Source organism: Leucobacter chromiiresistens, from assembly GCF_900102345.1.
Classification (GTDB): domain Bacteria; phylum Actinomycetota; class Actinomycetes; order Actinomycetales; family Microbacteriaceae; genus Leucobacter; species Leucobacter chromiiresistens.
Genome location: NZ_FNKB01000001.1, coordinates 1,555,433 through 1,579,728 on the forward strand (window position 1 = coordinate 1,555,433; position 24,296 = coordinate 1,579,728).

Sequence of the window (24,296 nt, forward strand, 5' to 3'; positions counted from 1 at the left end):
CCGTGACTGCGTGACAGAATCAGTGCAGACCAGCGCCCCCGAGCGCGAAACGTGGGGCCGCAGAAGCGCCTTCATCATCGCCGCCATCAGCTCGGCCGTCGGCCTCGGCAACATCTGGCGATTCCCGGGAGTGGCCTACGAGAACGGCGGCGGCGCCTTCCTGATTCCCTACCTCGTCGCCTTCCTGACGGCGGGCCTGCCGATCCTCTTCCTCGACTACGCCATCGGCCACAAGTACCGCGCCGCGCCGCCGCTCGCGTTCAAGCGGCTCAACCGCAAGGCGGAGCCGCTCGGCTGGTGGCAGGTGGGTGTCTCCTTCCTCATCCTGACCTACTACGCCGTGATCATCGCCTGGGCCCTCGGCTTCGTCTGGTTCAGCTTCGGGCGCCAGTGGGGCGACGACGCCGTCGGGTTCTTCACCGGCGACTACCTCCAGCTCGCCGACGCCCCCGGCGTCACCCTGGACTTCGTGCCCGCCGTGCTCGTCACCCTGCTGATCGTGTGGATCGCCGCCATCGTCGTGATGTCGCTCGGCCTGCGACGCGGCCTCGATCGCGCGAACCGCATCACGCTGCCCCTGCTCGTGATCGTATTCGTGATCATCGTGATCTACGCGATGACGCTGCCCGGTGCCTGGGACGGCATCAACCAGTTCTTCGAGCCCGACTTCGCGGCGCTCGCGCACCCCGGCGTCTGGCTCGCGGCCTACGGGCACATCTTCTTCTCGTTCTCGATCGCCTTCGGCATCATGCTCACGTACTCGTCGTACATGAAGCGGCGCAGCGACCTCGCCGGGTCGGGCCTCGTCGTCGCGTTCGCGAACTGCGGCTTCGAGATCCTCGCGGGCATCGGCGTGTTCGCCGCCCTCGGCTTCCTCGCCTACACCCAGAACGTGCAGATCGACGACCTCGAAGGTCTGAGCGGCGTCGCGCTCGCCTTCATGACGTTCCCCACGCTGCTCAGCGAGATGCCCGCCGGCGCCGTCATGGGCGTGCTCTTCTTCGGGTCGCTCGTGCTCGCCGGGTTCTCATCGCTGCTCTCGATCTACCAGGTGGTCACCGGCTCGCTGCAGGACAAGACCGGATGGTCGACGCGCCGCGTCGCCGTGACGGTCGGCCTCGCCGCGGGCATCCCGTCGGTGCTGCTGTTCGGCACCACCTCGGGCCTGAACGTGCTCGACGTGCTCGACGCCTTCGTGAACAACATCGGCGTGACCGGCTCGGCCGTCGCCACCCTCGTGCTGGTCGCCTGGGTGTTCCGCGCCGTGCCGAGCCTGCGCGCGCACCTCAATGCGCTCTCGTCGCTGAAGCTCGGCCGGGTCTGGACGCTCGCCGTATCGGCGGTCACCCCCGTGATCCTCGCCGTCATTCTGGTGCGCGGCGTCACCGAGTACCTCACGGCGGGCTACGGCGGGTTTCCGACCTGGTTCATCACGACGATCGGCTGGGGCGCCATCGCCCTGCTCGCGGTATTCTCGTTCGCGATGAGCTACCGGGCGTACCGCCGCAGCGACGCCACGAGCTTCGTTCCCGACGAGCCCGACCGGCTCCGCACCGAGATGACGGACCTCATCACCGAGGCCCGCGAGACGTCCGCGCAGCGACGCACCACTGGAGGAACGCGATGACCACCGGCGCACTCATCATGATGGTGCTCTCCATCGGCATTCTCTGGGGCGGCCTCGCCTGGTCGATTCTGCGCCTGCGCAAGCACCCCGACGTCAGCGGAGTCGGCGAGGACGACTGATGACCCTCGCCATCGACGACGGCGACGTGGCCGCGATCCGCAGAAGGCTGCGCGTCGCGGCGGAGGATGCGGCGGAGGCCGTACCGACGATGCCGGGCGCGGGGGCCTTCGGGCCGGCGGTGCTCGGCAGCGCCGTCGCGGCGTTCGAAGCCGCGATGCGTCGGGAGGCGGAGCGCCTGACGAGGCGATGGGCCGACCTCGAGACCGGGGTGCGCGACACCTTCGCCGACTTGAACGCAGTCGAGGAGGAGCTCACGGCCGGCATCGGGCGCCTCGGCGCGGCGATCGGTCCGGGGGCGGGCGGCTCGCCCGTCGGTGCGCCTCCCGGCAGCGGTTCTGGCGCGGGCGCGGGGCCGCGACTGTGAGCGCGCGGCCCGAACTGCTGCGCCAGGGGGCGCAGCGACGCGGTGCGACCTGCTCGATCGGGTTCATCGCGACGACGCTCCGGCCCTCCGAAGCCGGCGGCGGCCTCGCGGCCCGTTTCGGCATCTCGGGCCCCGCAGGCCGCACCGCGGTCGAGCTCGGCCCGGGGGAGTCGGCGCCGCTTCCCGACGGAGGATCCGTGCGCGTGATCGACATCTTCGCGAGCCCCGACGGCACGCAGACCGCCGCGGCGATCGAGGTCGACGAGCCCCGCGAGGCCGATGCTGCGCCCGGAAGCGGGGCGCGACCATGAGACGCGGGGGTTGGATCGCCGCGAGCATCGGCGGCGTCGCGCTCACGGGGACGGTCGTCGCCGTCGGGCTGCTCGGCTTCGTCGGCGTCGAGCGCACGGTGCCGGCGGGCGCTCAGACGCGGATCTGCGGGGCGACGGTCGGCGTCTCGGTGAGCGAGCCGGGTCGCAGCGCCCGGCTGCTCGGCGTCTCGGAGTCGGCGCTCGCCGCGGGCGACCGGGTGCGCGTGCATCCGCACTGCGTCGTCGAGGTGCTGAACGTCGAGGGGCCCGACGTGGCGGAGCCGGGCGCTGAGGAGTCGGGCGCCGCCGACGGCGCGCAGGCCGCGGTGCACCTGCGGTGGCGACTGTGGTGAGCGGGTTCGGCGATCCGGCCGCCGTCGAGACGGCCGCGGCGAGCCTGCGCAGCGGCGCGCAGGCCGCCGAGCGCGCCCGGAACGAGGCGGCCCGCGCGCGGCCCGACACCTGGACGGGTGCGGCGGCCGACGCCTACCGGGCGGCGCTCGAGCGGACGCTGCCCGAGACCCTGAACATCGCCGATGCACTCGACGCGGCGGGCTCCACGCTGCGCCGGTACGCCGCGGTGCAGCGCGAGGCCGCGTCGGCCTTCGCGGAGGCGCAGGACGACGTCGACCGCTCGGCCCGTGCGCTGCGCGGCAACCCGCTCGACCTCGGCGCGGCGCTGACGGGTCTGCGGGCGGAGTTCGCGGCGACGGCGGCGCTCGGGCAGCTGCAGGAGGCGGCGGCGACTGCGGCCGCGGAACTGCGCGCCGCCATCGGCGAGGAGGGCGACGGGCGGCCCTGGTGGGATCCGTTCGGCTGGTTCAACGATGCGGAGGACCCCGATGAGCGGGTCTCCGACAACATCCTCGACGACGACGCCTTCGACCCCGACGACGTGGCGCAGGGCAGCATCGGCGACTGCTTCATGCTGAGCTCGGTCGTGGCGCTGCTGAACACCGACGCCGGCGACGCGTTCATCCGCGACCACGTGCGCTGGGACGCCGAGCGGGAGGGGTACTGGGTCACCCTCTACGCGAACGGGGAGCCCGAAGAGGTCTTCGTCGAGTACGTCTTCGACAACGGGGCGAAGCAGAGCGACTGGGACTGGTGGATCTTCGGCGGCGACAAGCCGTCGATCGCCGCCCTCTACGAGGCGGCCATCCGTCAGGAGTACGGGTACGACTTCATCGACGGCGGCGTGCCCGCCGAGGCGATGGAGATCATCACCGGGCACCCGGTCGACGTCATCGAGAACGGCAACTACGCAGGCCTCGACGCCGATCAGGTCGACGAGCTGCGCGACGTGCTCGACGACGGCGGGCAGGTCGTCATCTCGTCTCCCCGGAGCGGCGACCACCAGATCACGGTCACCGACCCCGACGGGAACTCCCGCGAGGTCGACGTCGTCACCTCGCACTCGTACGTGATCACCCGCATCGACCCCGACGGGAGCGTGTGGATGCGCAACCCGTGGGGCCCCGGCAACAGCGCCGACGGCGGCGGCGAGTTCCGCGTCAGTGCTGCGGACGTCGAGGATCTGTTCTGGCGGGCGACGATGACGAACGTCACGGAGTAGCGCGCTCGGAACGGGAGCGGCGTACAGGCGCTCGGAACGGGTGCGCACGACGAAGCCCCCGGATCCTGATCGGATCCGGGGGCTTCGTCGCACCCGCAGGTGATGCGCGAGTCGAGCGCGGAGCTCAGCCGACGCGGCGGCGGCGGGCCAGCGCGAGCCCGCCGACGAGCCCGCCCATCAGCAGCAGTGCGCCGCCGAGGAGAGCTGCGGGAGCCGAGTCCGCACCGGTGGTGGCGAGCCCGCCGCCCGAACCGGAGCCGGTGCCGGCGGGTGCTGCGGGATCACCCGGCGCTGCGGGAGCGGGCGCAGCGGCATCCGCGGCGTCCACGTAGCCCTCGAACGCGAAGGTGAGCAGCTCACCGGTGCCGTTGTCGACCGTGATGATGAACGAGTACGGCCCCTCGTGCAGCGGGGTGCCGCTCAGGATGCCGGTCACCGGGTCGAGGCTCAGCCCCTCGGGCAGCGCGCCGCTGGTGACGCGGTACGTCGGCGCGGGGTCGGAATCGACGCCCTCGCTCAGGTCGATCTCGAGGTACTTGCCCTGCTGCAGCTGGGGCAGCTTCACCGTCGACCCGGGGGCCTGCGCGGGCGACTTCACGACGGTGCCTGAGAACTCCTGCGCGATCGCCTCGCCGACGCCGTTCGACGCGGTGATGGTGAACGCGAAGGCGCCCGACTGCGTCGGCGTGCCGGTGATGGCGCCGGTGAGCTCGTTCAGGGCGAGGCCCGCCGGAAGGGTGCCCGACGTGACCGAGTAGGTCGCCGCGGGGGTGCCCTGTGCGAAGACGCCGTCGGTGAACGCGGTGCCCACGCGCAGGTCGCCGATGGTGCGATCGACCCAGACGGGAGCGTCGGTCACGACGCCGGTGAGCTCGAGCGGCACGGGATCGCCGATGCCGTTCGATGCGCCCAACGTCACTGAGTAGGAGCCCGCGGTGGTCGGCGTGCCGATGATCTCACCGGTCGTCTCGTTCAGCGACAGCCCCTCGGGCAGCGCGCCCGACAGGATCGCGTACGTCGGAGCCGGGGTGCCCGAGGCGGTGAACGCCGTGGAGACGGCGACCCCGGTCTGCAGCGCGAGGCCATCGTGCTCATTCCAGACCGGGGCCTGGTCGACGACGCCCGAGAACTCGCGCGTCGCATCGGTGCCGACGCCGTTGGTCGCGGTGACGGTGAACGCGTACTCGCCGGCCGTCGTCGGCGAACCGCTGAACGCGCCCGTGAGCGGGTTGAGCGAGACGCCCTGCGGCAGCTCGCCCGCGGTCACCACGTACACCGGAGCGGGGGTGCCGCCGGCCTGCAGCGTTCCGGTCGCGCCCGCACCGACGATCCAGTGCCCGGGGTCCCCGGTGATGGCGCCCGGCGCGGCGACGACGGTGCCCGAGACGTTGAGGCCCTGGGTGCCCTGCGTGTTCGTCGCGAGGATCACGAACGAGTACGGACCTGCCTCGGTCGGCGTGCCGCTGATGCGACCCGTCGCCCCGTCGAGGGTGAGCCCCGCGGGCAGTGCGCCCGCGCTGATCGAGTACGTCGGCGCCGGGGTGCCGGTCGCGGTGAAGGTCACGTCGAGCGCTTCGCCCACCTCGGGGGCCCAGCCGACGGCGATGCTCCAGTTCGGAGCCTCCTCGACGGTGCCCGTGAACTCGCGGGTCGTCGCCGTGTCGATGCCGTTCGACGCGGTCACGGTGAAGGCGTACTCGCCCGCCGTGGTCGGCGTGCCCGAGAACGCGCCGGTGGCCGGGTCGAGCGTCACGCCGGCGGGCAGTGCGCCCGCGGTGACGGTGAAGGCGGGAGCGGGGGTGCCGGTCGCGGCGACGGCGCCCGTCGATCCGCTGCCGACGACGAAGGCGGCGGGGCCGCCGGTGATCGCACCGGGAGCCGCGTTGACGGTGCCCGAGACCTCGAGATCGGCGGTGCCGGTCGGGTTCGTCGCGCGCAGGGTGAACGCGTACGCGCCGGCCCCGGTCGGGGTGCCCGACACGACGCCGGTGGTGGCGTTCAGCGCGAGCCCCTCGGGGAGCGCGCCGTCGACCACCGAGTAGGTCGGCTTGGTCGCGCCGCTCGCGGTGAAGGTCACGGAGACGGCGTTGCCGGCGACGGGATCGCCGAGCGACTGCGGCGTCCACACCGGGGCGGCGGGGGCGCCGCACACGAAGCCGTTCAGCGGCGTCGACACCGAGGTGGTCTCGCCGATCGCGTTCACCTTCGTGACGCTCACGCGCAGCTGGCTGCCGGGGGAGTCGACGAGGTAGCAGGAGTCGCTCGTGGCGCCGGCGATCGGGGTCGCCGGGCCGCCGTTCACCGACTGCGTCCACTGCACGCGCGTCGCCGTGATCGGGGATCCGCCGTCGAGCCAGGTGCCCTCGTTGACGGAGATGGTGTCGCCCTCGTTCGTGGAACCGGTGATGAAGGGGAGACCGGCGTTCACGGGCGCGGTGCGCGCCGCGAGCACGCGGAAGGACTGCGGGGTGGTCTCGGCGGGTACGTACTCGCCGCCGCCGGCCTGGTTGGCCACGATGGTGCAGGTGCCCACATTGCCGGTGAAGGTCACCGTGCTGCCGTTCACCGCGCAGATCGAGGTGGTGCTCGTGCTGAAGGTCACGGCGCCGCCCGGCGCCGTCGCGCTGACCGTGAGCGGGCCGTCGGCGACGACCCGGTCGGAGAGCTGCCCGAAGTCGATCGGGTTCGCCTGGCCGAGCTTGAGCACGTTGTCGATGTACATGTTCGAGCCGATGGCGAAGCCGCCGGTCTGGTCGTACGTGCCGTTGACGAAGCGGAACCGGTAGGTGCCGTCGGCAGGGATCGTCTTGCTCGACGTCGTCCAGTTCTGAGTGCCGCCGCGGCCGTATGCGATCAGTGTGTGATCGGCCGGCGTGCCGTACCCCTGGCCGTCGACCCGCACGAGGTACGCGTAGACCTCGTAGTCGTCGCTGAGGCGCTGCGCCGCCCAGTCGAACGACACCGCCTGGCCGACGGTCGCGGTGAACGGCTGCGAGTAGACCTCAGGCCCGAACGACGAGCAGTACGTCGTGAGCCCGCCGAACGTGTTGTTGTTCGCGCAGTTGCCGCCCGACGTCAGCTGCAGGGCGCCGGTGCGGCCCAGGAAGGGGACGTTCGTCGCGGAGCTGAACGACATCGAGCTGGATCGCTCGTCGCTCTCGCGCTGCCAGCCGATATTGGTGGCCGAGTAGTTCCAGTCGGTCACGAACTCGTACGGTTCGCCCGACTTCGCGTCGGTGCCGCGCACGGTGTACGGGCCGATGCCGCTGATGGCGACCGGGCCGCGCTGCGAACGGCTCGCGAGGTCGCCGAGAATGACGCTGGAGTTGTTCGGGGTCTCGAACTGGATGTTCTCGACGGCGGCGGCTGCCGGCTCGGCCGAGCCGATCACCAGCCCCGAGAGAGCGACGGCGGCCGTCGCGGCGAGGGCGATCGCGCGACCGGCGCGAGATCGCAGACGATGCGTGCGTGCGCGCGGTACGCCAGACGATGACAACATGTGCTCCCAGATACCTCTGCGACATGTTGAGTGATCTTCATGCCTGGTTCAACAGTGAATTGACCGTGATCACTCACGTCCCCCGCGTGAAAGATAGCCCAGTCGACGTGGCGCCCAGGTACGCTGCGGCAGTTTTTCACCCGCGCTTTCACCCGCGGGTGCACCCCCGAGTGCTGCGCGCGGTGCGACGCGGCCCCGCTCGCCCGCCGCGACACGCGACGACCCGCAACGGGATGAGCTTGACCCGCACCCCGCCGAGTGGTCGACTGGCACCGGGTGGCGCTGCGCGGCACCCGGACGAAGGGGAACGACATGCTGCGGTGGTGGGCTGCGAAAGAGAGTGCAGAAGAGGGGCCGGGGAAGGCCGTGTCGAGCCCGGGGTACATCCCCTGGGGCAACGGCGCTCGCATCAACCCCTTCACGTTCGGCCTGCTCGGCGCGCTCGGCGTGCTCGTCGCCCTGCTCATCGGCGCGATCATCGGCCAGCTCGGCACGGTGCTCGTCTACGTGGGCGTCGCCCTCTTCCTCTCGCTCGGCCTCGACCCGATCGTCTCGCGCATCGAGCGCAGGCTGCCGCGGCCCGCCGCCGTCGCGGTCGTCGTCGGCGGAGTGCTCCTCGCGTTCGCGGGCGTGCTGCTCGCGATCGTTCCCGTGCTCGTGCAGCAGATCACGAATCTCGTCGAGAACGCCCCCCAGATGGTCGACGACATCGTGCACTCCGACTGGTACGCGTGGCTCACCGGCCAGCTCGGCACCGACTTCGACAGCGCCATCTCGGGCGCCCTCGACTTCCTGCAGGATCCGACGAACCTGGGCGAGATCGGCGGCGGCATCGTCGCGGTCGGCGCGGGCATCGCGGGCGGGGTGACGGGGGTCATCATCGTGCTGATCCTGACCCTCTACTTCATGGCCTCCATGCGCGCCATGAAGCGCCTCGCCGTGCGCTTCGTGCCCGCCTACCACCGCCCCCGCTTCCGCGAACTGCTCGAAGACGTGTCGGGCGCCGTGGGCCGGTACGTGATCGGCCAGGTGAGCCTCGCACTCTGCAACGGCGTGCTGAGCCTCATCTTCCTCAGCATCATCGACGCCCCGCTCCCGGCGCTGCTCGCGCTCATCGCGTTCGTCGGATCGCTCATCCCGCTCGTCGGCACGCTGAGCGCGTCGATCATCATCACCGCGGTCTGCCTGGTGAACTCGCCGATGACCGCGCTCACCGCGGGCATCTACTACCTCGTCTACATGCAGATCGAGGCGTACGTGCTCAGCCCGCGCATCATGAGCCGCGCCGTCGCCGTGCCGGGCTCCCTCGTGGTGATCGCCGCGGTCGGGGGCGGCGCGCTCGGCGGCATCCTCGGCGCGCTCGTCGCGATCCCGGTCGCCGCGAGCGTCATCATCATCGTGCAGAAGGTCGTGTTCCCGGCGCAGGACATGAAGCGGCTGCCCCCGGGGGAGCGGCCGCTCGCCGTGGAGACGAGCGCCGACGAGCCCGCGGACGGCGTGCCGAGCGCCGAGGCGTGAGCGGGGCGCCGGATCGCGGGGCTACGCCAGCCGGTCGTTCGACCGCCCGTAGGACTCGAGCAGCCGCAGCCAGATCTCGCTGATCGTCGGGTACGACGGCACGGCGTGCCACAGCCGCTCGAGCGGCACCTCGCCGACGATGGCGATCGTCGCCGCGTGCACGAGCTCGTGCACGTCGGGGCCCGCGAAGGTCGCGCCGACGAGCACGCCGCGATCCTCGTCGACCACCATGCGGGCCGTGCCGCGGTAGCCGTCGGCGTGCAGGCTCGCCCCCGCGACGTCGCCGAGCTCGTAGTCGACGACGCGCGTGTTGAGGCCCTGGTTCTCGGCTGCCGCCGCGGTCAATCCGACCGACGCGATCGGCGGGTCGGTGAAGGTGACCTGCGGCACCGCCGCGTGATCCGCGGTCGCCGCGTGCCGGCCCCAGGGCTCGTCGCGCAGCGCGGTGCCGTTCGCGCGGGCGGCGATCGCATCGCCCGCCGCTCGCGCCTGGTACTTGCCCTGATGCGTCAGCAGCGCCCGGTGGTTCACGTCTCCGACGGCGTACAGCCACTCGCCGGGGAGCGGCGCCCCGTCGGCGCCCAGCACGAGCAGCGTGTCGTCGGTGTCGAGCCAGGCGCCCGGCTCCAGGCCGACGCTGTCGAGGCCGAGATCGGAGGTGCGGGGCACGCGGCCGGTCGCGACGAGGATCTCGTCGGCCTCGACGGTGTCGCCGCCGTCCGTCGTGATGCGCACGACCCCGTCGTCGCTCCGCTCCACGGAGGCGGGGGAGGTGCCGAGGCGCAGGTCGACGCCCAGCTCGCGCAGCGCGTCGCCCACGAGCTCGCCCGCGAAGGGCTCCTGGCCCGAGAGCAGCCCGCTCCGCGCGAGCACGGTCACCTGCGAGCCGAGCGAGGCGAACGCCGTGGCGAGCTCGGCGGCGATCACGCCCCCGCCGACGATCGCGAGGCGGGGCGGGATCACCTCGGTGCTCGTCGCCTCGCGGTTCGTCCAGGGGCTCGCGGCGGCCAGCCCGTCGATATCGGGCAGCAGCGCCGCCGAGCCGGTCGCCACGACGACGGCGTGGCGCGCCCGGAGCACCGTGCCCGCCGCAGGGGCGTCGGCGGCCGCGCCGCTCTCCGCCGCGCGCACCGTGACCTCGCGCTCGCCCGCGATCGCGCCGTGGCCCCGCACCAGCTCGATGCCGGCGCCCGCCACCCACTCGACCTGGCCGGAGTCGTCCCATCGGCTCGTGAACGAGTCGCGTCGGCGCAGCACGGCGGCGACGTCGACCGAGCCGCCGACCGCCTGCTTCGCGCCGTCGAGCCGCTGGGCGGCACGCACGGCCTCGCCCGAGCGCAGCAGCGCCTTCGAGGGCATGCACGCCCAGTACGAGCACTCGCCGCCCACCAGCTCGGACTCGACCAGGGCGACCGAGAGGCCGCCCTGCACGGCGCGGTCGGCCACGTTCTCGCCGACGGGGCCGGCTCCGATCACGATGACGTCGTACTCAGCAGACATGGTGCTCCTTCTCGATCGCAGCGGTGCTCTCCGATCCGCATGCTACCGTTGCCGGGTGAACGATGCGCAGCGAATGCCCCTGGGGCGTGGGGAGGTCGTCGGCGGAGTCTCCGCCCTCGACAGCTGACTCCGCCGCTCGGCGATGCGCGCCGCGTGCCGCGGCCCCGCCGAGACGCACCCGCACCCCCGTCGGGGCGCGGGCCCTCCCACCCACACCCGGGCATCTCGAGTCGCACCCGAGCGACGCGCCGCCGACGCCGACGCTCGGCGTCCCGGCCGAATGCCCCCGTTCGAACAGGACACGCTCATGCTTCCGCTCACCGCAGACACCATCCGCTCCAGCTTCATCAACGCCTCGCGAAAAGAGGTCTCCGTAGCGGGGCTGCCCGACGACCTCGACACCCGCGACTGGGATTCCCTCGACTACCTCGGCTGGCACGACCCCAAGTTCGCGGGTCGCGCCTACGCGGTGCTCCCCGCCCCCGACGGTGCGCCGGCCGGCGTGCTGCTGCGCCAGTCGAACGCGGCGCCCCAGCGGCGGCAGATCTGCGAGTGGTGCCGCGACCCCCGTCTCATCAACGAGGTGGTCTTCTTCTCCGCTCGACGCGTCGGCGAATCGGGCCGGCGCGGCAACACCGTCGGCAGCCTGCTGTGCCGCAACTTCCAGTGCTCCTGGGTGGTCCGCGCCGATCCGCCCGCACCCTACGACGGCTTCGACATGGACGCCGACCGGCGGCGCCGCATCGAGCGGCTGCAGCAGCGGGTCGCCGGCTTCGCCGACATGCTGATCACCGGGCGCTAGCTGTACTTGGTCATGAGGTTGGTATCACGAGGGGAAGGGAGAAGGCCCCCATCATTGGTGGTGTCTAAGTCATCGCCGAGGGAGGCCTTCTCTTGTCCCACCGTAATGCTGTTCTGACTATTCGTGGCCGCCAGATCCTGTGCGAACGGATCGCTGCGGGTCGTCCGGTGTCCCATGTGGCCAAGGAGATGGGGATCTCCCGCACGTGTGCTCACCGCTGGTGGGGTCGCTATCGCCGCCAAGGACCGGCTGGCCTGGAAGACCGTTCCTCCAGGCCCAAATCGATGCCGACGGCCACACCGGTGGAGATCGCGACGGCGGTCGTAGCGGCCAGGATCGCTGACCGGGACAACGCGTTCGAGTTGGCAGCCCGCTTCGGTGTCTCGCCCTCGACAGCCGGGCGGATCATCCGCCGGGCCGGCCTTCCACGTCTGGCTGATATCGATCGCGTGACCGGAGAAGTGATCCGTGCCTCACGGGCCACCGATCACCGTTACGAACGCGAGCGTGCCGGTGATCTGGTCCATGTCGACGTCAAGAAGCTGGGCCGCATCCCCGACGGTGGGGGCTGGCGCGCCCACGGCCGCTCCGAGCAGGTTCGTAAACGCGGCATCGGCTTCGACTACGTCCACGTCGCCGTGGACGACCACACCCGGTTGGCATTCGCGCAGGTCCTGCCCGATGAGCAGGCGACCACCTGCGCGACGTTCATGGCCGACGCCGCCGCGTTCTTCGCGAGCCACGGGGTCCGCATCCGTCAGGTCATGACGGACAACGCTTTGGCCTACCGACGTTCCCGCGCGTTCCGCAACGCTCTGGCCGCGCTGACGGCCACTCACGTCCTGATTCGTCCACGCTCACCGTGGCAGAACGGCAAGGCCGAACGGTTCAACCGCACCCTGGCCGACGGGTGGGCATATCGACGCCCCTACGCATCGAACGACGATCGCACCGCCGCGCTCGATGCGTGGTTGGAGCACTACAACTACGCTCGACCTCACACCGCCGCACACGGCCGTCCCCCGATCAGCCGACTGGCACCAACCTCATGACCAAGTACAGCTAGCGGCGGCGCGCGGCCGGGTCTAGCGTGGGCCCATGCGCGCCATCACCATCACCGACGACCACCGACTCGAACTCGCCGATCTGCCGGAACCGGCTGCGGGCGAGGGCGAGATCCTCATCGACGTCGTCGCGGCGGGAGTGAACCGCGCCGACGTCGCCCAGGCCGCGGGGCACTACCCGCCGCCCCCGGGGGCCTCCGACCTGCCGGGCCTCGAAGTCTCGGGGCACCGCCGAGACACCGGCGAGCCGGTCGTGGCGCTGCTCGCGGGCGGCGGGTACGCCGAGGTCGTGGCCGTGCCCGAGGCGCAGGTCGTGCCCGCGCCGCCCGCGCTCTCGCTCGCCGACGCGGGAGGCATCATCGAGGTCGCGGCGACCGTCGTCTCGAACCTGGTCATCGAGGGGGGCCTGCGCGCCGAGCCCGCCGGCGGCAACGGGGGAGCGGCACCCGAACCCCAGACCGTGCTGGTGCACGGCGGCACCGGCGGCATCGGCACCTTCGCGATCCAGTTCGCCAGCGCGCTCGGCGCGCGCGTGCTCACCACCGTCGGATCGGACGAGGCCGTCGCCGAGGTGCGGCGCCTCGGGGCCGCCGAGGCCTGGAACCGGCGCACCACCGACATCGCGGCGGCGGTGCGCGACGCGGGCGGCGCCGACATCATCCTCGACATCGTCGGCGGCCCCGCGCTCCGCGACAACGTCGCGATGCTGCGGGAGTTCGGCCGCCTCGTCATCATCGGCACCCTGGGCGGCGCCGCCGGCGAACTCGACGTGGCCGCGCTCATGGGCAAGCGGGCCCGCGTCATCGGCACCACGGTGCGCTCGCGCGCACCGCACGACAAGCAGCGCATCCTCGAGCGCACCGCCGAACTCGTGTGGCCGCTGCTCGAGAACGGCGAGATCTCGCTGCCCGTGCACGCGCGGGTGCCGCTCGCCGAAGCCGCCCGCGCGCACGAGATGCTGCGGGCGGGCGGGCACCTCGGGAAGGTGATCCTCGATGTCGCCGGCTGACGTCTTCGCCGAGCCCGCCGTGTTCGCCGACGCCGCGGCGTGGGGGGCGTGGCTCGCAGCCCATGAGGGCGCGCACGACGGCGGGTGGGTGGTGCTCGCCAAGAAGGGCACCACCACCCCCACGTCGCTGAGCTACCAGCAGGCCCTGGAGGCGGCGCTCTGCAGCGGGTGGATCGACGGGCAGAAGCGGTCGCGCAACGCCGACACCTTTCTGCAGCGCTTCACCCCGCGGCGCGCGCGCTCGATGTGGTCGCAGCGCAACGTCGAGATCATCGCCCGGCTCGAGGCCGAGGGGCGTCTGCGCCCGCGGGGGCGCGCCGAGGTCGAGCGCGCGCGGGCGCCGCGACGATGGCCGTGCCCGAGGAGCTCGCGAGCGCGCTCGCCGCCGACGCGGCGGCGCGATCCGCCTTCGAGGCGCTCAGTCGCAGCGCGCGCTACAGCGCCCTCCACCCGATCGCCACCGCCGTGCGGCCCGAGACCCGAGCGCGGCGCGCGGCCGCGCTCCTCGCGAGACTGCGCGAGCCCTGATCTGCGCCGTTACTGCACCGACCACCCGCCGTCGGAGGCGAGAATCGCGCCGTTAATGTTGACCGCGTCATCCGAGAGCAGGAATGTGATCGACGCGGCGAGGTGCTCGGCCGTCGCGATCGTCGGGATCGACTGCTGGAACGGCGCGAGCCGTGCAGACCCCGCCTCCGACATGTTCGGCGGCATCGGAATGCCCGTGGCGACGCCGCCGGGGGCGACCGCGTTCACCCGGATCCCGCGCGGCCCGTACATGAAGGCCGCCGACTTCGTGACGCCCACGATGCCGTGCTTGCTGGCGGTGTAGGCGTTGCCCGACGCGTTGCCGCGCAGTGCGGCCTCGCTCGCGACGTTCAGGATCGCGCCCCGCCCGGCCGCCTCCATCGCCGGGAGCACGGCGCGCATCAGCTTGAACGGTGCGGTGAGGTTGATCGCGATCACCCGATACCAGACGGCGTCGGGCGTCTCGCCCGCGGGCGAGAAGTCGTCGTTGACGCCGGCCACGTTCGCGAGCCCGTCGATCCGGTCGCCCGCGGCGGCGATCACGCGGTCGATCGCATCCTGCCGGGTGAGGTCGCCGGCGACGGCGACGATGTCGGCGTCGGGCAGCTCGGCGGCGAGCGCCTCAAGCTTCTCAGCTGCGATGTCGCAGGCGACGACGCGGCCGCCCTCGCGCGCGATGCGCGACGCGGTCGCCCGGCCGATGCCCGACGCGGCGCCCGTCACGACGATGGTCCTCCCGGCGAAGCGCCCGGGCGTGATGCGCTCCGTCCACCCGGTCTCCTCGGCGGATTCGGGCAGCTCGCCGCCGTTCGCCGCGCGCACGAGGTCGTCGACGACCGACTGGGGTATCGCGCCCTGGCTGAGGGTGACGAGCTGCTGCAGGGGGAGCCCGAGCACGGGGGCGAGCGATGCGGGGTCGGCGCCGGACTGCGCGAGCAGCCCGCGCACGAGTTCGCCGCCGGCGGGGTCCGCGAGCCAGTCGCCGATGCTGGATCGAGCCGTGAGTGCCATGATGTCTCCTTCGCTGAGCGCGGGCGCGTCGGAACCGGGGCGAATCGTGTTTCGCAACGGTGCGTCCACTTATGCACCACGGTACACCCGAGTACCCTGATTGCGTGCCGAGACCGCGAAGCGAAACCGCCCGCCGGGCCGTGCTGGCGTCGATGCGCCGCGCGGTGACGGGCGAGGGGTACGAGGCGCTCACCATCGAGCGGCTCGCGGCCGACGCCGGCGTCTCGAAGCAGACGATCTACCGGTGGTGGCCGAACAAGGCCGCGATCCTCGGGGAGGCGCTCGTCGAGGGCGCGCTGCCCGCGCACATCCCGCTGCCGCACGACACCGGCGATGCGGCGCCCGACCTGGCGGCCGACCTCCTCGCCTGGCTCACCGAATCGACACGGCAGCTCCAGCGCGCCGAGGGGCTCGGCGTGGCCCGCGCCCTGATCGCCGTCACCGCCGCCGACCCCGAGATCGGTGCGGCGCTCAACGACCGCCTGGCCGCGCCGATCCGCGAGTGGGTGCAGCGGCGCATCGATCGCGCAGCCGAGCACGGAGCGCTCCGCGACGGAGTCGACGCGATCCTGCTCGCCGACCACCTCATCGCGATCACCGCGTACGCCGCGCTCACCGGCGCCGTGCACAGCGAGGAGCGCCTGCGCGGCATCGTCGCGCACGTGATGCACGGCATCGTCGCACCGCCGCGGTAACGCGCCGCAGCTCCCCGGCAACGCGCCGCAGCGCGCCGAACCGCCCCAGGGCGCGGCAGCCCGCCGGAGCGCCCCGGGGCGCGGCGGTGTGAGCGTCGCGTGAGCAATCGCGGCGGGGCCGTATGGATTCCGTGAGGATCGCCGCGCAGCGGGCCGCCCGGGTGTTCGATCAGGGGGTGAGCCCGAAGGACGGGCTCCCGGCCGCTGCGGCGGTCGGCGCTTCTCGAATGGAGATCCCGTGCTGGATCTGATCACCGTGCTGGGCGTGATCGCCGTGTTCGCGCTCATCGGCGTGCTGGCGAAGGGGGTGGAGCGGCTGTGATCGTCTTCGAAGCGCTGGCCGCGCTCCTCGCCGTCGGGGCGCTCGCCTATCTCGTCGTCGCGCTCCTGAAGCCGGAGCGCTTCTGATGGCCGGGTCGACCGCCCTGGTCGCGCTCGCCTCGATCGCGACCGTCGCGCTCCTACTCGCGGTGCTGTACCGGCCGTTCGGCGACTACCTCGCCTGGACGTACACGTCGCCCAAGCACTGGCGCGTCGAGCGCGTCGTCTACCGGGCGATCGGCGTCGACGAGCGGGCGGAGCAGACGTGGCGCTCGTACCTGCGAGGCGTGCTCATCATCTCCGCGGTGGGCGTGCTGATCGTGTACGCGCTGCAGCGCCTCCAGCCGTGGCTGCCCTACGCGCTCGGGCTCCCCGCGCCGTCGGAGCACCTCTCGTTCAACACGGCGGTGTCGTTCGTCACGAACACGAACTGGCAGTCGTACTCGCCCGAGCAGACCCTCGGGTACACCGTGCAGATCGCCGGCCTCGCCGTGCAGAACTTCGTGTCGGCGGCCGTCGGCATGGCGGTCGCGGTCGCGCTGGTGCGCGGCTTCGCGGCCCGCCGCTCGGGCACGATCGGTAACTTCTGGGTCGACCTGACGCGCGGCACCGTGCGCGTGCTCGTGCCGCTCGCGACGATCGCCGCCGTCGTGCTGGCGGTCGGCGGCGTGGTGCAGAACTTCGCCGGGTTCACCGACGTGACGACGCTGAGCGGCGCCGCGCAGAGCATTCCGGGCGGGCCGGTGGCGTCGCAGGAGGCCATCAAGCTGCTCGGCACGAACGGCGGCGGCTTCTTCAACGCCAACTCGGCGCATCCCTTCGAGAACCCGACGCCGTGGACGAGCCTCGCGCAGGTGGTGCTCATGCTGCTGATCCCGTTCAGCATGCCGCGCGCCTTCGGCCGCATGGTCGGCGACACCCGGCAGGGCCTCGCGATCGTGAGCGTCATGGCGATCCTCTACGTCGCCTCGTTCGCCCTGCTCACCGCGATCGAGAGCGCGGGCCGCGGCACGGCGCCCGAGCTGGCGGGCGGCGCGCTCGAGGGCAAGGAGTGGCGCTTCGGCATCGTGGGGTCGACGCTCTTCGCGACGACGAGCACGGGCACGTCGACGGGCGCCGTGAACTCGATGCACGACTCGTACACCGCGCTCGGCGGCATGCTGCCGATGCTGAACATGATGCTCGGCGAGGTGTCGCCCGGCGGGGTCGGATCGGGGCTCTACGCCGTGCTCGTGCTCGCCATCATCGCGGTCTTCATCGCCGGCCTGCTCATCGGCCGCACCCCCGAGTATCTCGGCAAGAAGATCGGCACTCGCGAGATCACCCTCGGCGCGCTGTACATCCTCATCGCCCCGACGCTCGTGCTCGCCGGCACGGCGCTCAGCTTCGCGGTGCCGGGGGTGCGCGACGAGGTCATCGCGACCTCGATCTGGAACCCGGGGTCGCACGGCCTCTCCGAGGTGCTCTACGCGTTCACCTCCGCCGCGAACAACAACGGCTCGGCGTTCGCCGGCCTCACGGCGAATACGCCGTGGATGAACATCGCGCTCGGCGTCGCGATGCTGCTCGGCCGGTTCGTGCCCATCGTGCTCGTGCTCGCCCTCGCGGGCTCGCTCGCGGCGCAGGATCGCGTGCCCACCACGGCGGGCACGCTGCCCACCCACCGGCCGCTGTTCGTCGGCATGCTCACCGCGGTGACGCTCCTCGTCACCGCGCTCACGTTCTTCCCCGTTCTCGCGCTGGGTCCCCTGGCTGAAGGGCTGATGTCATGATCTCCATGCTGCGCGCCGCACTCCCCGGCGCTCTCCGCAAACTCGACCCGCGCCGGCAGTGGCGCAACCCGGTGATGTTCATCGTGTGGGTCGGGGCCGCACTCACCACGGTGCTCGCCGTCGCGGAGCCCTTCGTCGGCGGCCCGGCCGACTCGGGCGGCCCGGCCGACTCGGGCGGCTCGCCCGTGCCCGCCTCCTTCACCTGGGCCATCGCCGTCTGGCTGTGGGTGACCGTGCTGTTCGCGAACCTCGCGGAGTCGGTGGCCGAGGGGCGCGGCAAGGCGCAGGCCGACTCGCTGCGGCAGACGCGGGCGGCCACCACGGCGCAGCGCGTCGCGCACTACGACGCGGGGGCGGACGCGGCGGCGGATCGCGCGACGCTCGAGCCGGTCGCCTCCTCCGACCTGCGCCTCGGCGATCACGTCGTGGTGCGGGCGGGGGAGCTCATTCCCGGCGACGGCGACATCGTCTGGGGCATCGCCTCGGTCGACGAGTCGGCGATCACCGGCGAATCCGCCCCGGTGGTGCGCGAGTCGGGCGGCGACCGCTCGGCGGTGACCGGCGGCACGCGCGTGCTCTCCGACCGCATCGTGGTGCGCATCACCTCGATGCCGGGCGAGACCTTCGTCGACCGCATGATCGCGCTGGTCGAGGGCGCTGCGCGCCAGAAGACGCCGAACGAGATCGCGCTGAACATTCTGCTCGCGAGCCTGTCGATCATCTTCGTGGTGGTGGCGCTCACCCTGAACCCCATCGCGAGCTACGCCGCGGCGCCCGTCAGCGTGACGGTGCTCGCCGCACTGCTGGTCTGCCTCATCCCGACGACGATCGGCGCGCTGCTCAGCGCGATCGGCATCGCCGGCATGGATCGGCTCGTGCAGCGCAACGTGCTCGCCATGTCGGGCCGCGCGGTCGAGGCCGCCGGCGACGTGACGACCCTGCTGCTCGACAAGACCGGCACCATCACCTACGGCAATCGTCGCGCGAGCGCGTTCCTGCGGCTCGACGGGGTGCGGGAGCAGGAGCTCGTCGAGGCGGCGGCGCTCTCGTCGCTCGCCGACCCCACTCCCGAGGGCGTCTCGATCGTCGAGCTCGCCGAGGCGGAGGGGCGCCGGTTCGACCGGCGGCCGGCCGGCGAGATCGTGCCGTTCACGGCGCAGACCCGCATGTCGGGCCTCGACTTGCCCGACGGCACCCGCATCCGCAAGGGCGCGGGCTCCGCGATCGCCGCCTGGGTGGAGCAGGTGGAGCAGGCCGAGCGGGCCGAGCGGGCCGAGGTCGCGGCGGTGGGAGCGTCGGGCGGCACGAGCGGCGCCGAGGCCGGGCTCGCGGCGAGCGCCGCCGACCGCGCCGCGCTGCCGGCCGCGGTGCGCGCGGAGCTCGAGCAGCGCGTCGCCGAGGTCTCGCAGAGCGGCGGCACGCCGCTCGTCGTCGCCGAGCACCGCCCCGGAGCGCCCGCCCGCATCCTCGGCGTCGTGCACCTGAAGGACGTGGTCAAGGAGGGGCTCCCCGAGAAGTTCGCGGAGCTGCGGGGCATGGGGATCCGGACCGTCATGATCACGGGCGACAACCCGCTCACCGCCGCCGCGATCGCGCAGGAGGCGGGGGTCGACGACTTCCTCGCCGAGGCGACGCCGGAGGACAAGCTCGCGTACATCCGCCGCGAGCAGGAGGGCGGCAACCTCGTCGCGATGACGGGCGACGGCACGAACGACGCGCCGGCGCTCGCGCAGGCCGACGTGGGCGTCGCCATGAACACCGGCACCTCCGCCGCGAAGGAGGCCGGCAACATGGTCGACCTCGACTCCGATCCGTCGAAGCTCATCGACATCGTGCGCATCGGCAAGCAGCTCCTCATCACGCGCGGCGCGCTCACGACCTTCTCGATCGCCAACGACATCGCGAAGTACTTCGCGATCATCCCCGCGATGTTCATGGGCGTGTTCCCGCAGCTCGCGGTGCTCAACATCATGGGCCTGCACTCGCCGGCCTCCGCGGTGCTCTCGGCGATCGTCTTCAACGCGATCGTCATCGTGTTCCTCATTCCGCTCGCGCTGCGCGGCGTCCGCTTCCGGGCGGGCAGCGCGTCGCAGATCCTCGGTCGCAACCTCGCGCTCTACGGGCTCGGCGGCCTCATCACGCCGTTCGCGGGCATCTGGCTCATCGACCAGGCCGTGCGGCTGATCCCCGGATTCTGACCGGCGGCGATTCCGTCCGCAGCACGCGCCCCCGATCCTCGCCCCCCCCCAACGCACAGAAAGCTGTCTCACATGCACGCACGCACCCGGCTCGCGGGCCGCCCGCAGCTCCGCACCATCGGAGTCGCCCTCCGAGCCATGGCCCTCGGCACCCTCGTCCTCGGCATCGGCTACCCGCTGCTCATCACCGGCGTCGCGCACCTCGTCGCACCGGCGCAGGCTGCGGGCTCCCTCGTCTCGGGGCCCGACGGCGACGTCGTCGGATCGTCCCTCATCGGCCAGTCGTTCGCCGACGCCGACGGCGCGCCCCTGCCCGAGTACTTCCAGCCCCGCCCCTCGGCCGCGGGCGACGGCTACGACGCGGCCGCATCCTCGGGGTCGAACCTCGGCCCCGAGAACCCCGACCTCGTCGCCGCCGTCGAGCAGCGGCGGGCCGACATCGCCGCGTTCGAGGGCGTACCCGAGTCGGCCGTGCCCGCCGACGCCGTGACCGCCTCCGCATCGGGGCTCGACCCCCACATCAGCCCGGCGTACGCGCGCATCCAGGCCGAGCGCGTCGCCGCAGCCCGGGGCCTCGACGTGGGGGAGGTGCTCGATCTCGTCGCGGCGCACACGCGCGCCGCCGATCTCGGATTCCTCGGACAGCCGCGAGTGAATATCCTGGAGCTCAACGTGGCGCTCGATGCGACGCACCCGGTGCAGGCCGCCGGCGCGGGCCTCGACGCGGGGCGGAACGGGCAGCCCGGCGCGGCGCCCGCCGAAACCGAGGAGTGACGATGACGAGACGGGGGCGGCTCCGGGTGCTGCTCGGCGCCGCCCCCGGCGTCGGCAAGACGTTCGCCATGCTCGAAGAGGCCCGGCGCATGCGCGCCGACGGCGTCGACGTGGTGATCGCCCTCGTCGAGACCCACGGGCGGCAGGCGACCGCGGCGATGGCCGCCGGGCTGCCCGAGGTGGCCCGCACCCGGGTGACGCACCGCGGCGTGCAACTGGAGGAGATGGACCTCGCCGCGGTGCTCGATCGCGCGCCCGAGGTGGCCCTCGTCGACGAGCTCGCCCACACCAACGCGCCGGGCGGCGCCCACGAGAAGCGCTGGCAAGACGTCGACGTGCTGCTCGACCACGGCATCGACGTCATCTCGACGCTCAACATCCAGCACATCGAGTCGCTAAACGACGTGGTGGAGCAGATCACGGGCGCCCCGCAGCGCGAGACCGTGCCCGACCGCTTTCTGCGCGGCGCCGATCAGATCGAGGTCATCGACCTCGCCCCGCAGGCCCTCCGCGACCGCCTCTCGGGCGGCTCCGTGTACCCCGCCGAGCGCATCGACGCGGCCCTCTCCAACTACTTCCGCATCGGCAACCTGACCGCGCTGCGCGAGCTCGCGCTGCTGTGGCTGGCCGACGAGGTCGACCAGGCCCTCAAGGGGTATCGCGCCGAGCACGGCATCAGCAGCACCTGGGAGGCGCGGGAGCGGGTCGTGGTGGCGCTCACGGGCGGCCCGGAGGGGGAGACGCTGCTGCGCCGCGGGGCCCGGATCGCGGCGCGCTCGGCCGGCGGAGAGCTGCTGGCCGTGCACGTGTCGAGCCAGGACGGGCTGCGCACCGAGCACCCCGCCGCCCTCACGCAGCAGCGCACGCTCGTCGAGAAGCTCGGCGGCAGCTACCACCAGGTCATCGGCGAGGACGTGCCGACCGCGCTCGTCGAATTCGCGCGCTCCGTGAACGCCACCCAGCTCGTGCTCGGCGCGAGCCGGCGCGGGCGCCTCGTCGCCGCGCTCACGGGGCCGGGGATCGGCGCGACCGTGGTGCGCGAATCCGGCGACATCGACGTGCACATGGTGAATCACGCGGAGGGCGCGCGCCGGCTCGCGCTGCCGCGCCGCACCGGGGCGCTCACCGCGCGGCGCAGGGTGCTCGGCTTCGCGCTCGCGCTCGTCGGCGGCCCGCTGCTCACCTGGCTCCTCGCCTCGCTGCGCAGCGACGACTCGATCACGAGCGACGTGCTCAGCTACCAGCTGCTCGTCGTGCTCGTCGCGCTCGTCGGCGGCTTCTGGCCCGCCCTGTTCGCCGCGGTGCTCTCGGGGATCACGCTCGACTTCTTCTTCATCGAGCCGCTGCACACGGTGCACATCCACGAACCGCTGCACCTGCTGGCCGTCGCCCTGTACGTGGTCATCGCGGTGCTCGTCAGCGTGATCGTCGACCGCGCCGCGCGGTACACCCGCGCCGCCCGCCGCTCGGCCGCGGAGGCCGAGCTCATCCAGACGATCGCGGGGAGCGTGCTGCGCGGCGACGACGCGCTGCAGGCGCTCGTGGACCGCACGCGCGAGGCCTTCGGGCTGAGCGCCGTGCGGCTCGTCGACGCCGGCGGCACCGTGCTCGCCGCATCGGGCGAGTCGGCGGTGCCGGCAGCGCCCGACGGGGCCGAGGCGGGAGCCGGCGCGGGAGCCGGGATCGGAGTGCGGGCCGAGGGCGCCGCGCCGGCCCCTGCTGAGGGCGATCCGGCGTGCATCGACATCGCCGTCGGCGACGACGCGACCCTGCAGCTCACTGGCGCCGAACTCGCGGCCTCCGAGCGCCGCCTCCTCACGGTCGTCGGGTCCCAGCTCTCGGCCGCGCTCGAGCACCGGCGCCTCGAGCGCACCGCCCGCGAGATCGAGCCCATCGCCGCATCCGACCGGGTGCGGGGCGCGCTGCTCTCGGCGCTCAGCCACGACCTGCGCCGTCCGCTCGCCGCCGCGACTGCCGCGATCGGCGGGCTGCGGGCCCCCGGCATCGAGCTGAGCGCGGAGGACCGGCGCGAACTCCTCGACACCGCCGCCGAGAGCCTCGACGGGCTCGGCGCCCTCGTCACCGACCTGCTCGACGTCACCCGCATCCAGGCCGGAGCGCTGTCGATCCGCGTCGCTCCGACCGACCCCGAGGCCGTCATCGCACCGGCGCTCGACGAGCTCGGCATGGGGCCGAACGAGGTCTCGCTCGCCCTGCAGCACGGCGAGACGGCGGTGCAGGCCGATCCGGTGCTGCTGCAGCGCGTCATCGTGAACCTGCTCGCGAACGCGTCGCGCTACACGGCCGCGGGGGAGCGGGTCACGGTCACCACGAGTACGTTCGCCGATCGCCTCGAGATCCGCATCATCGACCACGGGCCCGGCATCGCCGCCGACAAGTACGACGACATCTTCGTACCGTTCCAGCGCCTCGGCGACACCGACAACACCTCGGGTCTCGGCCTCGGGCTCGCCCTCTCCCGCGGCTTCGTCGACTCGATGCACGGCACGCTGCTGCCCGAGGGCACCCCGGGCGGCGGGCTCACCATGGTCGTCTCGCTGCCGGTCGCACCCGGAGCCGATCCCGAACCCGACACCGGCTCCGCGCCAGGCACCGACTCCGAACCCGACACCGGCTCCGCGCCAGGCACCGACTCCGCGCCCGATTCCGACCCCGCCCGCGATGCTGCACCGTCAGGAGGCCCCCGCTCGTGAAGATCCTCATCGCCGACGACGACCCGCAGATCCTGCGCGCGCTGCGCATCACGCTCACCGCGAAGGGATACGACGTGTTCGTGGCGGCCGACGGCGCGCAGGCCATCGCGGCCGCCATCGATCACCGGCCCGACCTCTTCCTGCTCGACCTCGGCATGCCGGCGCTGAACGGCATCGAGGTGATCGAGGCGATCCGCGGGTGGTCGCAGGCCCCGATTCTGGTCGTCTCGGGGCGCGCGGGCGCCGCCGACAAGGTGGATGCGCTCGACGCGGGCGCCGACGACTACGTGACGAAGCCGTTCGCCATCGAGGAGCTGCTGGCCCGCATCCGCGCGCTCGCCCGCCGCGTCGTGCGCGACGAGGCGGTGCCCGTGGTGCGGCTCGGCGACGTCACCGTCGATCTCGCGGCGCGCAGCGTCACACGCGCGACCCCCGAGGGGGAGCAGCAGGTCAGGCTCACGCCGACCGAGTGGCAGGTTCTGGAGCTGCTGATCCGCAACCCCGGGCGCCTCGTGACCCGGCAGACGCTGCTCACCACCATCTGGGGGTCGGAGCACATCGAGGACACGGGGTATCTGCGACTGTACCTGTCGCAGCTGCGCAAGAAGATCGAGGCGGATCCCGCGAACCCCGTCCACCTCATCACCGAGGCGGGAATGGGCTACCGCCTCGAGAACGTCACGGTGTAGGCCCCGCCGCCCCGCCCCGTGCACCGCCCCGCCGTCAGCGCCGCCCCGCCGTCAGCGCCGCCCCGCCCCGCCGCCTCTTCTTCTGAGAGCGGGGTCACTTCGGGAGGGTGTCGAGCTCCGTAACCGGGGCGACACCCTCCCGAAGTGACCCCGCAGGGGGAGTGGCGGAGGGGGTCGCTTAGTGCACTATTCGGTGTTGCCAAG

The 24,296-nt window shown here is 72.5% G+C and carries 22 protein-coding genes; 19 read left to right on the plus strand and 3 right to left on the minus strand.

What is annotated here, in order from left to right:
• Positions 1–10: 10 nt before the first annotated feature.
• Genes BLT44_RS07160 through BLT44_RS07185 form a run of 6 tightly spaced genes read left to right on the plus strand, consistent with a single transcriptional unit; the run spans position 11 to position 3,998 of the window.
• Positions 11–1,627 carry a sodium-dependent transporter gene (locus tag BLT44_RS07160; RefSeq protein WP_176783275.1) on the plus strand — a complete coding sequence of 539 codons (1,617 nt, stop codon included), beginning with the start codon at positions 11–13 and terminating at the stop codon, positions 1,625–1,627.
• A complete protein-coding gene (locus tag BLT44_RS07165; protein WP_010154712.1) occupies positions 1,624–1,746 on the plus strand; it encodes a methionine/alanine import family NSS transporter small subunit in 123 nt (40 codons plus the stop codon). Before BLT44_RS07160 ends, BLT44_RS07165 begins: the two co-directional genes overlap by 4 nt.
• Positions 1,746–2,111, plus strand: a complete 366-nt coding sequence (locus BLT44_RS07170; protein ID WP_010154711.1) for a hypothetical protein — start codon at positions 1,746–1,748, stop codon at positions 2,109–2,111. Before BLT44_RS07165 ends, BLT44_RS07170 begins: the two co-directional genes overlap by 1 nt.
• Entirely contained in the window at positions 2,108–2,422 is a 315-nt protein-coding gene (locus BLT44_RS07175) for a hypothetical protein (protein WP_010154710.1), read from the plus strand. The genes BLT44_RS07170 and BLT44_RS07175 overlap by 4 nt, the downstream gene beginning before the upstream one ends.
• Entirely contained in the window at positions 2,419–2,775 is a 357-nt protein-coding gene (locus tag BLT44_RS07180; RefSeq protein ID WP_010154708.1) for a hypothetical protein, read from the plus strand. The genes BLT44_RS07175 and BLT44_RS07180 overlap by 4 nt, the downstream gene beginning before the upstream one ends.
• On the plus strand, positions 2,772–3,998 hold the full coding sequence (locus BLT44_RS07185) for a C2 family cysteine protease (protein WP_176783276.1): 1,227 nt from the start codon (positions 2,772–2,774) through the stop codon (positions 3,996–3,998). The genes BLT44_RS07180 and BLT44_RS07185 overlap by 4 nt, the downstream gene beginning before the upstream one ends.
• Positions 3,999–4,122: 124 nt before the next feature.
• Here the strand turns inward: BLT44_RS07185 and BLT44_RS07190 are convergent, their stop codons facing one another.
• Entirely contained in the window at positions 4,123–7,497 is a 3,375-nt protein-coding gene (locus BLT44_RS07190; protein WP_010154706.1) for a beta strand repeat-containing protein, read from the minus strand.
• Between the two features lie 312 nt (positions 7,498–7,809).
• On the opposite strand from BLT44_RS07190, the gene BLT44_RS07195 reads away from it, so the two are divergent.
• Positions 7,810–9,015 carry an AI-2E family transporter gene (locus BLT44_RS07195; RefSeq protein WP_143026024.1) on the plus strand — a complete coding sequence of 402 codons (1,206 nt, stop codon included), beginning with the start codon at positions 7,810–7,812 and terminating at the stop codon, positions 9,013–9,015.
• A gap of 21 nt (positions 9,016–9,036) precedes the next feature.
• On the opposite strand, the gene BLT44_RS07200 is transcribed toward BLT44_RS07195, so the two are convergent.
• Complete coding sequence (locus BLT44_RS07200) at positions 9,037–10,515, minus strand: dihydrolipoyl dehydrogenase family protein (protein ID WP_074690072.1); 1,479 nt, start codon at positions 10,513–10,515, stop codon at positions 9,037–9,039.
• A 280-nt stretch (positions 10,516–10,795) separates the two neighbouring features.
• Here BLT44_RS07200 and BLT44_RS07205 point away from each other — a divergent pair, with 280 nt between their 5' ends.
• The 4 genes from BLT44_RS07205 to BLT44_RS16115 all read left to right on the plus strand — a co-directional run bounded on the left by BLT44_RS07205 (position 10,796) and on the right by BLT44_RS16115 (position 13,918).
• The gene (locus BLT44_RS07205) at positions 10,796–11,317 is read left to right on the plus strand and encodes an FBP domain-containing protein (protein WP_244887469.1); all 522 of its coding nucleotides are present in this window, start codon (positions 10,796–10,798) and stop codon (positions 11,315–11,317) included.
• A 92-nt stretch (positions 11,318–11,409) separates the two neighbouring features.
• Positions 11,410–12,369 carry an IS481 family transposase gene (locus BLT44_RS07210; protein WP_083351965.1) on the plus strand — a complete coding sequence of 320 codons (960 nt, stop codon included), beginning with the start codon at positions 11,410–11,412 and terminating at the stop codon, positions 12,367–12,369.
• A 46-nt stretch (positions 12,370–12,415) separates the two neighbouring features.
• The gene (locus BLT44_RS07215) at positions 12,416–13,390 is read left to right on the plus strand and encodes an NAD(P)H-quinone oxidoreductase (protein ID WP_074690074.1); all 975 of its coding nucleotides are present in this window, start codon (positions 12,416–12,418) and stop codon (positions 13,388–13,390) included.
• 354 nt (positions 13,391–13,744) lie between these two features.
• A complete protein-coding gene (locus BLT44_RS16115; protein WP_342341524.1) occupies positions 13,745–13,918 on the plus strand; it encodes a YdeI/OmpD-associated family protein in 174 nt (57 codons plus the stop codon).
• Between the two features lie 9 nt (positions 13,919–13,927).
• Here BLT44_RS16115 and BLT44_RS07225 read toward each other — a convergent pair whose 3' ends face one another.
• Positions 13,928–14,929, minus strand: coding sequence for an SDR family NAD(P)-dependent oxidoreductase (locus tag BLT44_RS07225; RefSeq protein WP_010154702.1), 1,002 nt, complete (start codon positions 14,927–14,929; stop codon positions 13,928–13,930).
• A 104-nt stretch (positions 14,930–15,033) separates the two neighbouring features.
• Between BLT44_RS07225 and BLT44_RS07230 the strand changes: the two genes are divergently transcribed.
• The 8 genes from BLT44_RS07230 (at position 15,034) to BLT44_RS07260 (ending at position 24,092) form a co-directional block, all read left to right on the plus strand.
• The gene (locus tag BLT44_RS07230) at positions 15,034–15,624 is read left to right on the plus strand and encodes a TetR/AcrR family transcriptional regulator (RefSeq protein WP_231291468.1); all 591 of its coding nucleotides are present in this window, start codon (positions 15,034–15,036) and stop codon (positions 15,622–15,624) included.
• Between the two features lie 122 nt (positions 15,625–15,746).
• Positions 15,747–15,875, plus strand: a complete 129-nt coding sequence (locus tag BLT44_RS16055; RefSeq protein ID WP_280513596.1) for a hypothetical protein — start codon at positions 15,747–15,749, stop codon at positions 15,873–15,875.
• Between the two features lie 67 nt (positions 15,876–15,942).
• Positions 15,943–16,032, plus strand: a complete 90-nt coding sequence (gene kdpF / locus BLT44_RS15270; RefSeq protein WP_040504909.1) for a K(+)-transporting ATPase subunit F — start codon at positions 15,943–15,945, stop codon at positions 16,030–16,032.
• Positions 16,032–17,717, plus strand: a complete 1,686-nt coding sequence (kdpA, locus tag BLT44_RS07240) for a potassium-transporting ATPase subunit KdpA (protein ID WP_010154700.1) — start codon at positions 16,032–16,034, stop codon at positions 17,715–17,717. Before kdpF ends, kdpA begins: the two co-directional genes overlap by 1 nt.
• Positions 17,714–19,915, plus strand: coding sequence for a potassium-transporting ATPase subunit KdpB (gene kdpB / locus BLT44_RS07245; protein WP_074690076.1), 2,202 nt, complete (start codon positions 17,714–17,716; stop codon positions 19,913–19,915). The genes kdpA and kdpB overlap by 4 nt, the downstream gene beginning before the upstream one ends.
• 72 nt (positions 19,916–19,987) lie before the next feature.
• Complete coding sequence (gene kdpC / locus BLT44_RS07250) at positions 19,988–20,689, plus strand: potassium-transporting ATPase subunit KdpC (RefSeq protein ID WP_010157876.1); 702 nt, start codon at positions 19,988–19,990, stop codon at positions 20,687–20,689.
• A 2-nt stretch (positions 20,690–20,691) separates the two neighbouring features.
• The gene (locus tag BLT44_RS07255) at positions 20,692–23,403 is read left to right on the plus strand and encodes a DUF4118 domain-containing protein (protein WP_074690078.1); all 2,712 of its coding nucleotides are present in this window, start codon (positions 20,692–20,694) and stop codon (positions 23,401–23,403) included.
• A complete protein-coding gene (locus tag BLT44_RS07260; protein ID WP_010154696.1) occupies positions 23,400–24,092 on the plus strand; it encodes a response regulator in 693 nt (230 codons plus the stop codon). The genes BLT44_RS07255 and BLT44_RS07260 overlap by 4 nt, the downstream gene beginning before the upstream one ends.
• Positions 24,093–24,296 lie beyond the last annotated feature (204 nt).

Coding starts and splice junctions, on each gene's coding strand:
- BLT44_RS16055 (WP_280513596.1), top strand. CDS start 15,747: ATGGATTCCGTGAGGATCGCCGCGCAGCGGGCCGCCCGGGTGTTCGAT.
- kdpB (WP_074690076.1), top strand. CDS start 17,714: ATGATCTCCATGCTGCGCGCCGCACTCCCCGGCGCTCTCCGCAAACTC.
- BLT44_RS07255 (WP_074690078.1), top strand. CDS start 20,692: ATGACGAGACGGGGGCGGCTCCGGGTGCTGCTCGGCGCCGCCCCCGGC.
- BLT44_RS07225 (WP_010154702.1), bottom strand. CDS start 14,929: ATGGCACTCACGGCTCGATCCAGCATCGGCGACTGGCTCGCGGACCCC.
- BLT44_RS07215 (WP_074690074.1), top strand. CDS start 12,416: ATGCGCGCCATCACCATCACCGACGACCACCGACTCGAACTCGCCGAT.
- BLT44_RS07170 (WP_010154711.1), top strand. CDS start 1,746: ATGACCCTCGCCATCGACGACGGCGACGTGGCCGCGATCCGCAGAAGG.
- BLT44_RS07205 (WP_244887469.1), top strand. CDS start 10,796: ATGCCCCCGTTCGAACAGGACACGCTCATGCTTCCGCTCACCGCAGAC.
- BLT44_RS07180 (WP_010154708.1), top strand. CDS start 2,419: ATGAGACGCGGGGGTTGGATCGCCGCGAGCATCGGCGGCGTCGCGCTC.
- BLT44_RS07165 (WP_010154712.1), top strand. CDS start 1,624: ATGACCACCGGCGCACTCATCATGATGGTGCTCTCCATCGGCATTCTC.
- kdpC (WP_010157876.1), top strand. CDS start 19,988: ATGCACGCACGCACCCGGCTCGCGGGCCGCCCGCAGCTCCGCACCATC.
- BLT44_RS07200 (WP_074690072.1), bottom strand. CDS start 10,515: ATGTCTGCTGAGTACGACGTCATCGTGATCGGAGCCGGCCCCGTCGGC.
- BLT44_RS07190 (WP_010154706.1), bottom strand. CDS start 7,497: ATGTTGTCATCGTCTGGCGTACCGCGCGCACGCACGCATCGTCTGCGA.
- BLT44_RS07195 (WP_143026024.1), top strand. CDS start 7,810: ATGCTGCGGTGGTGGGCTGCGAAAGAGAGTGCAGAAGAGGGGCCGGGG.
- kdpA (WP_010154700.1), top strand. CDS start 16,032: ATGGCCGGGTCGACCGCCCTGGTCGCGCTCGCCTCGATCGCGACCGTC.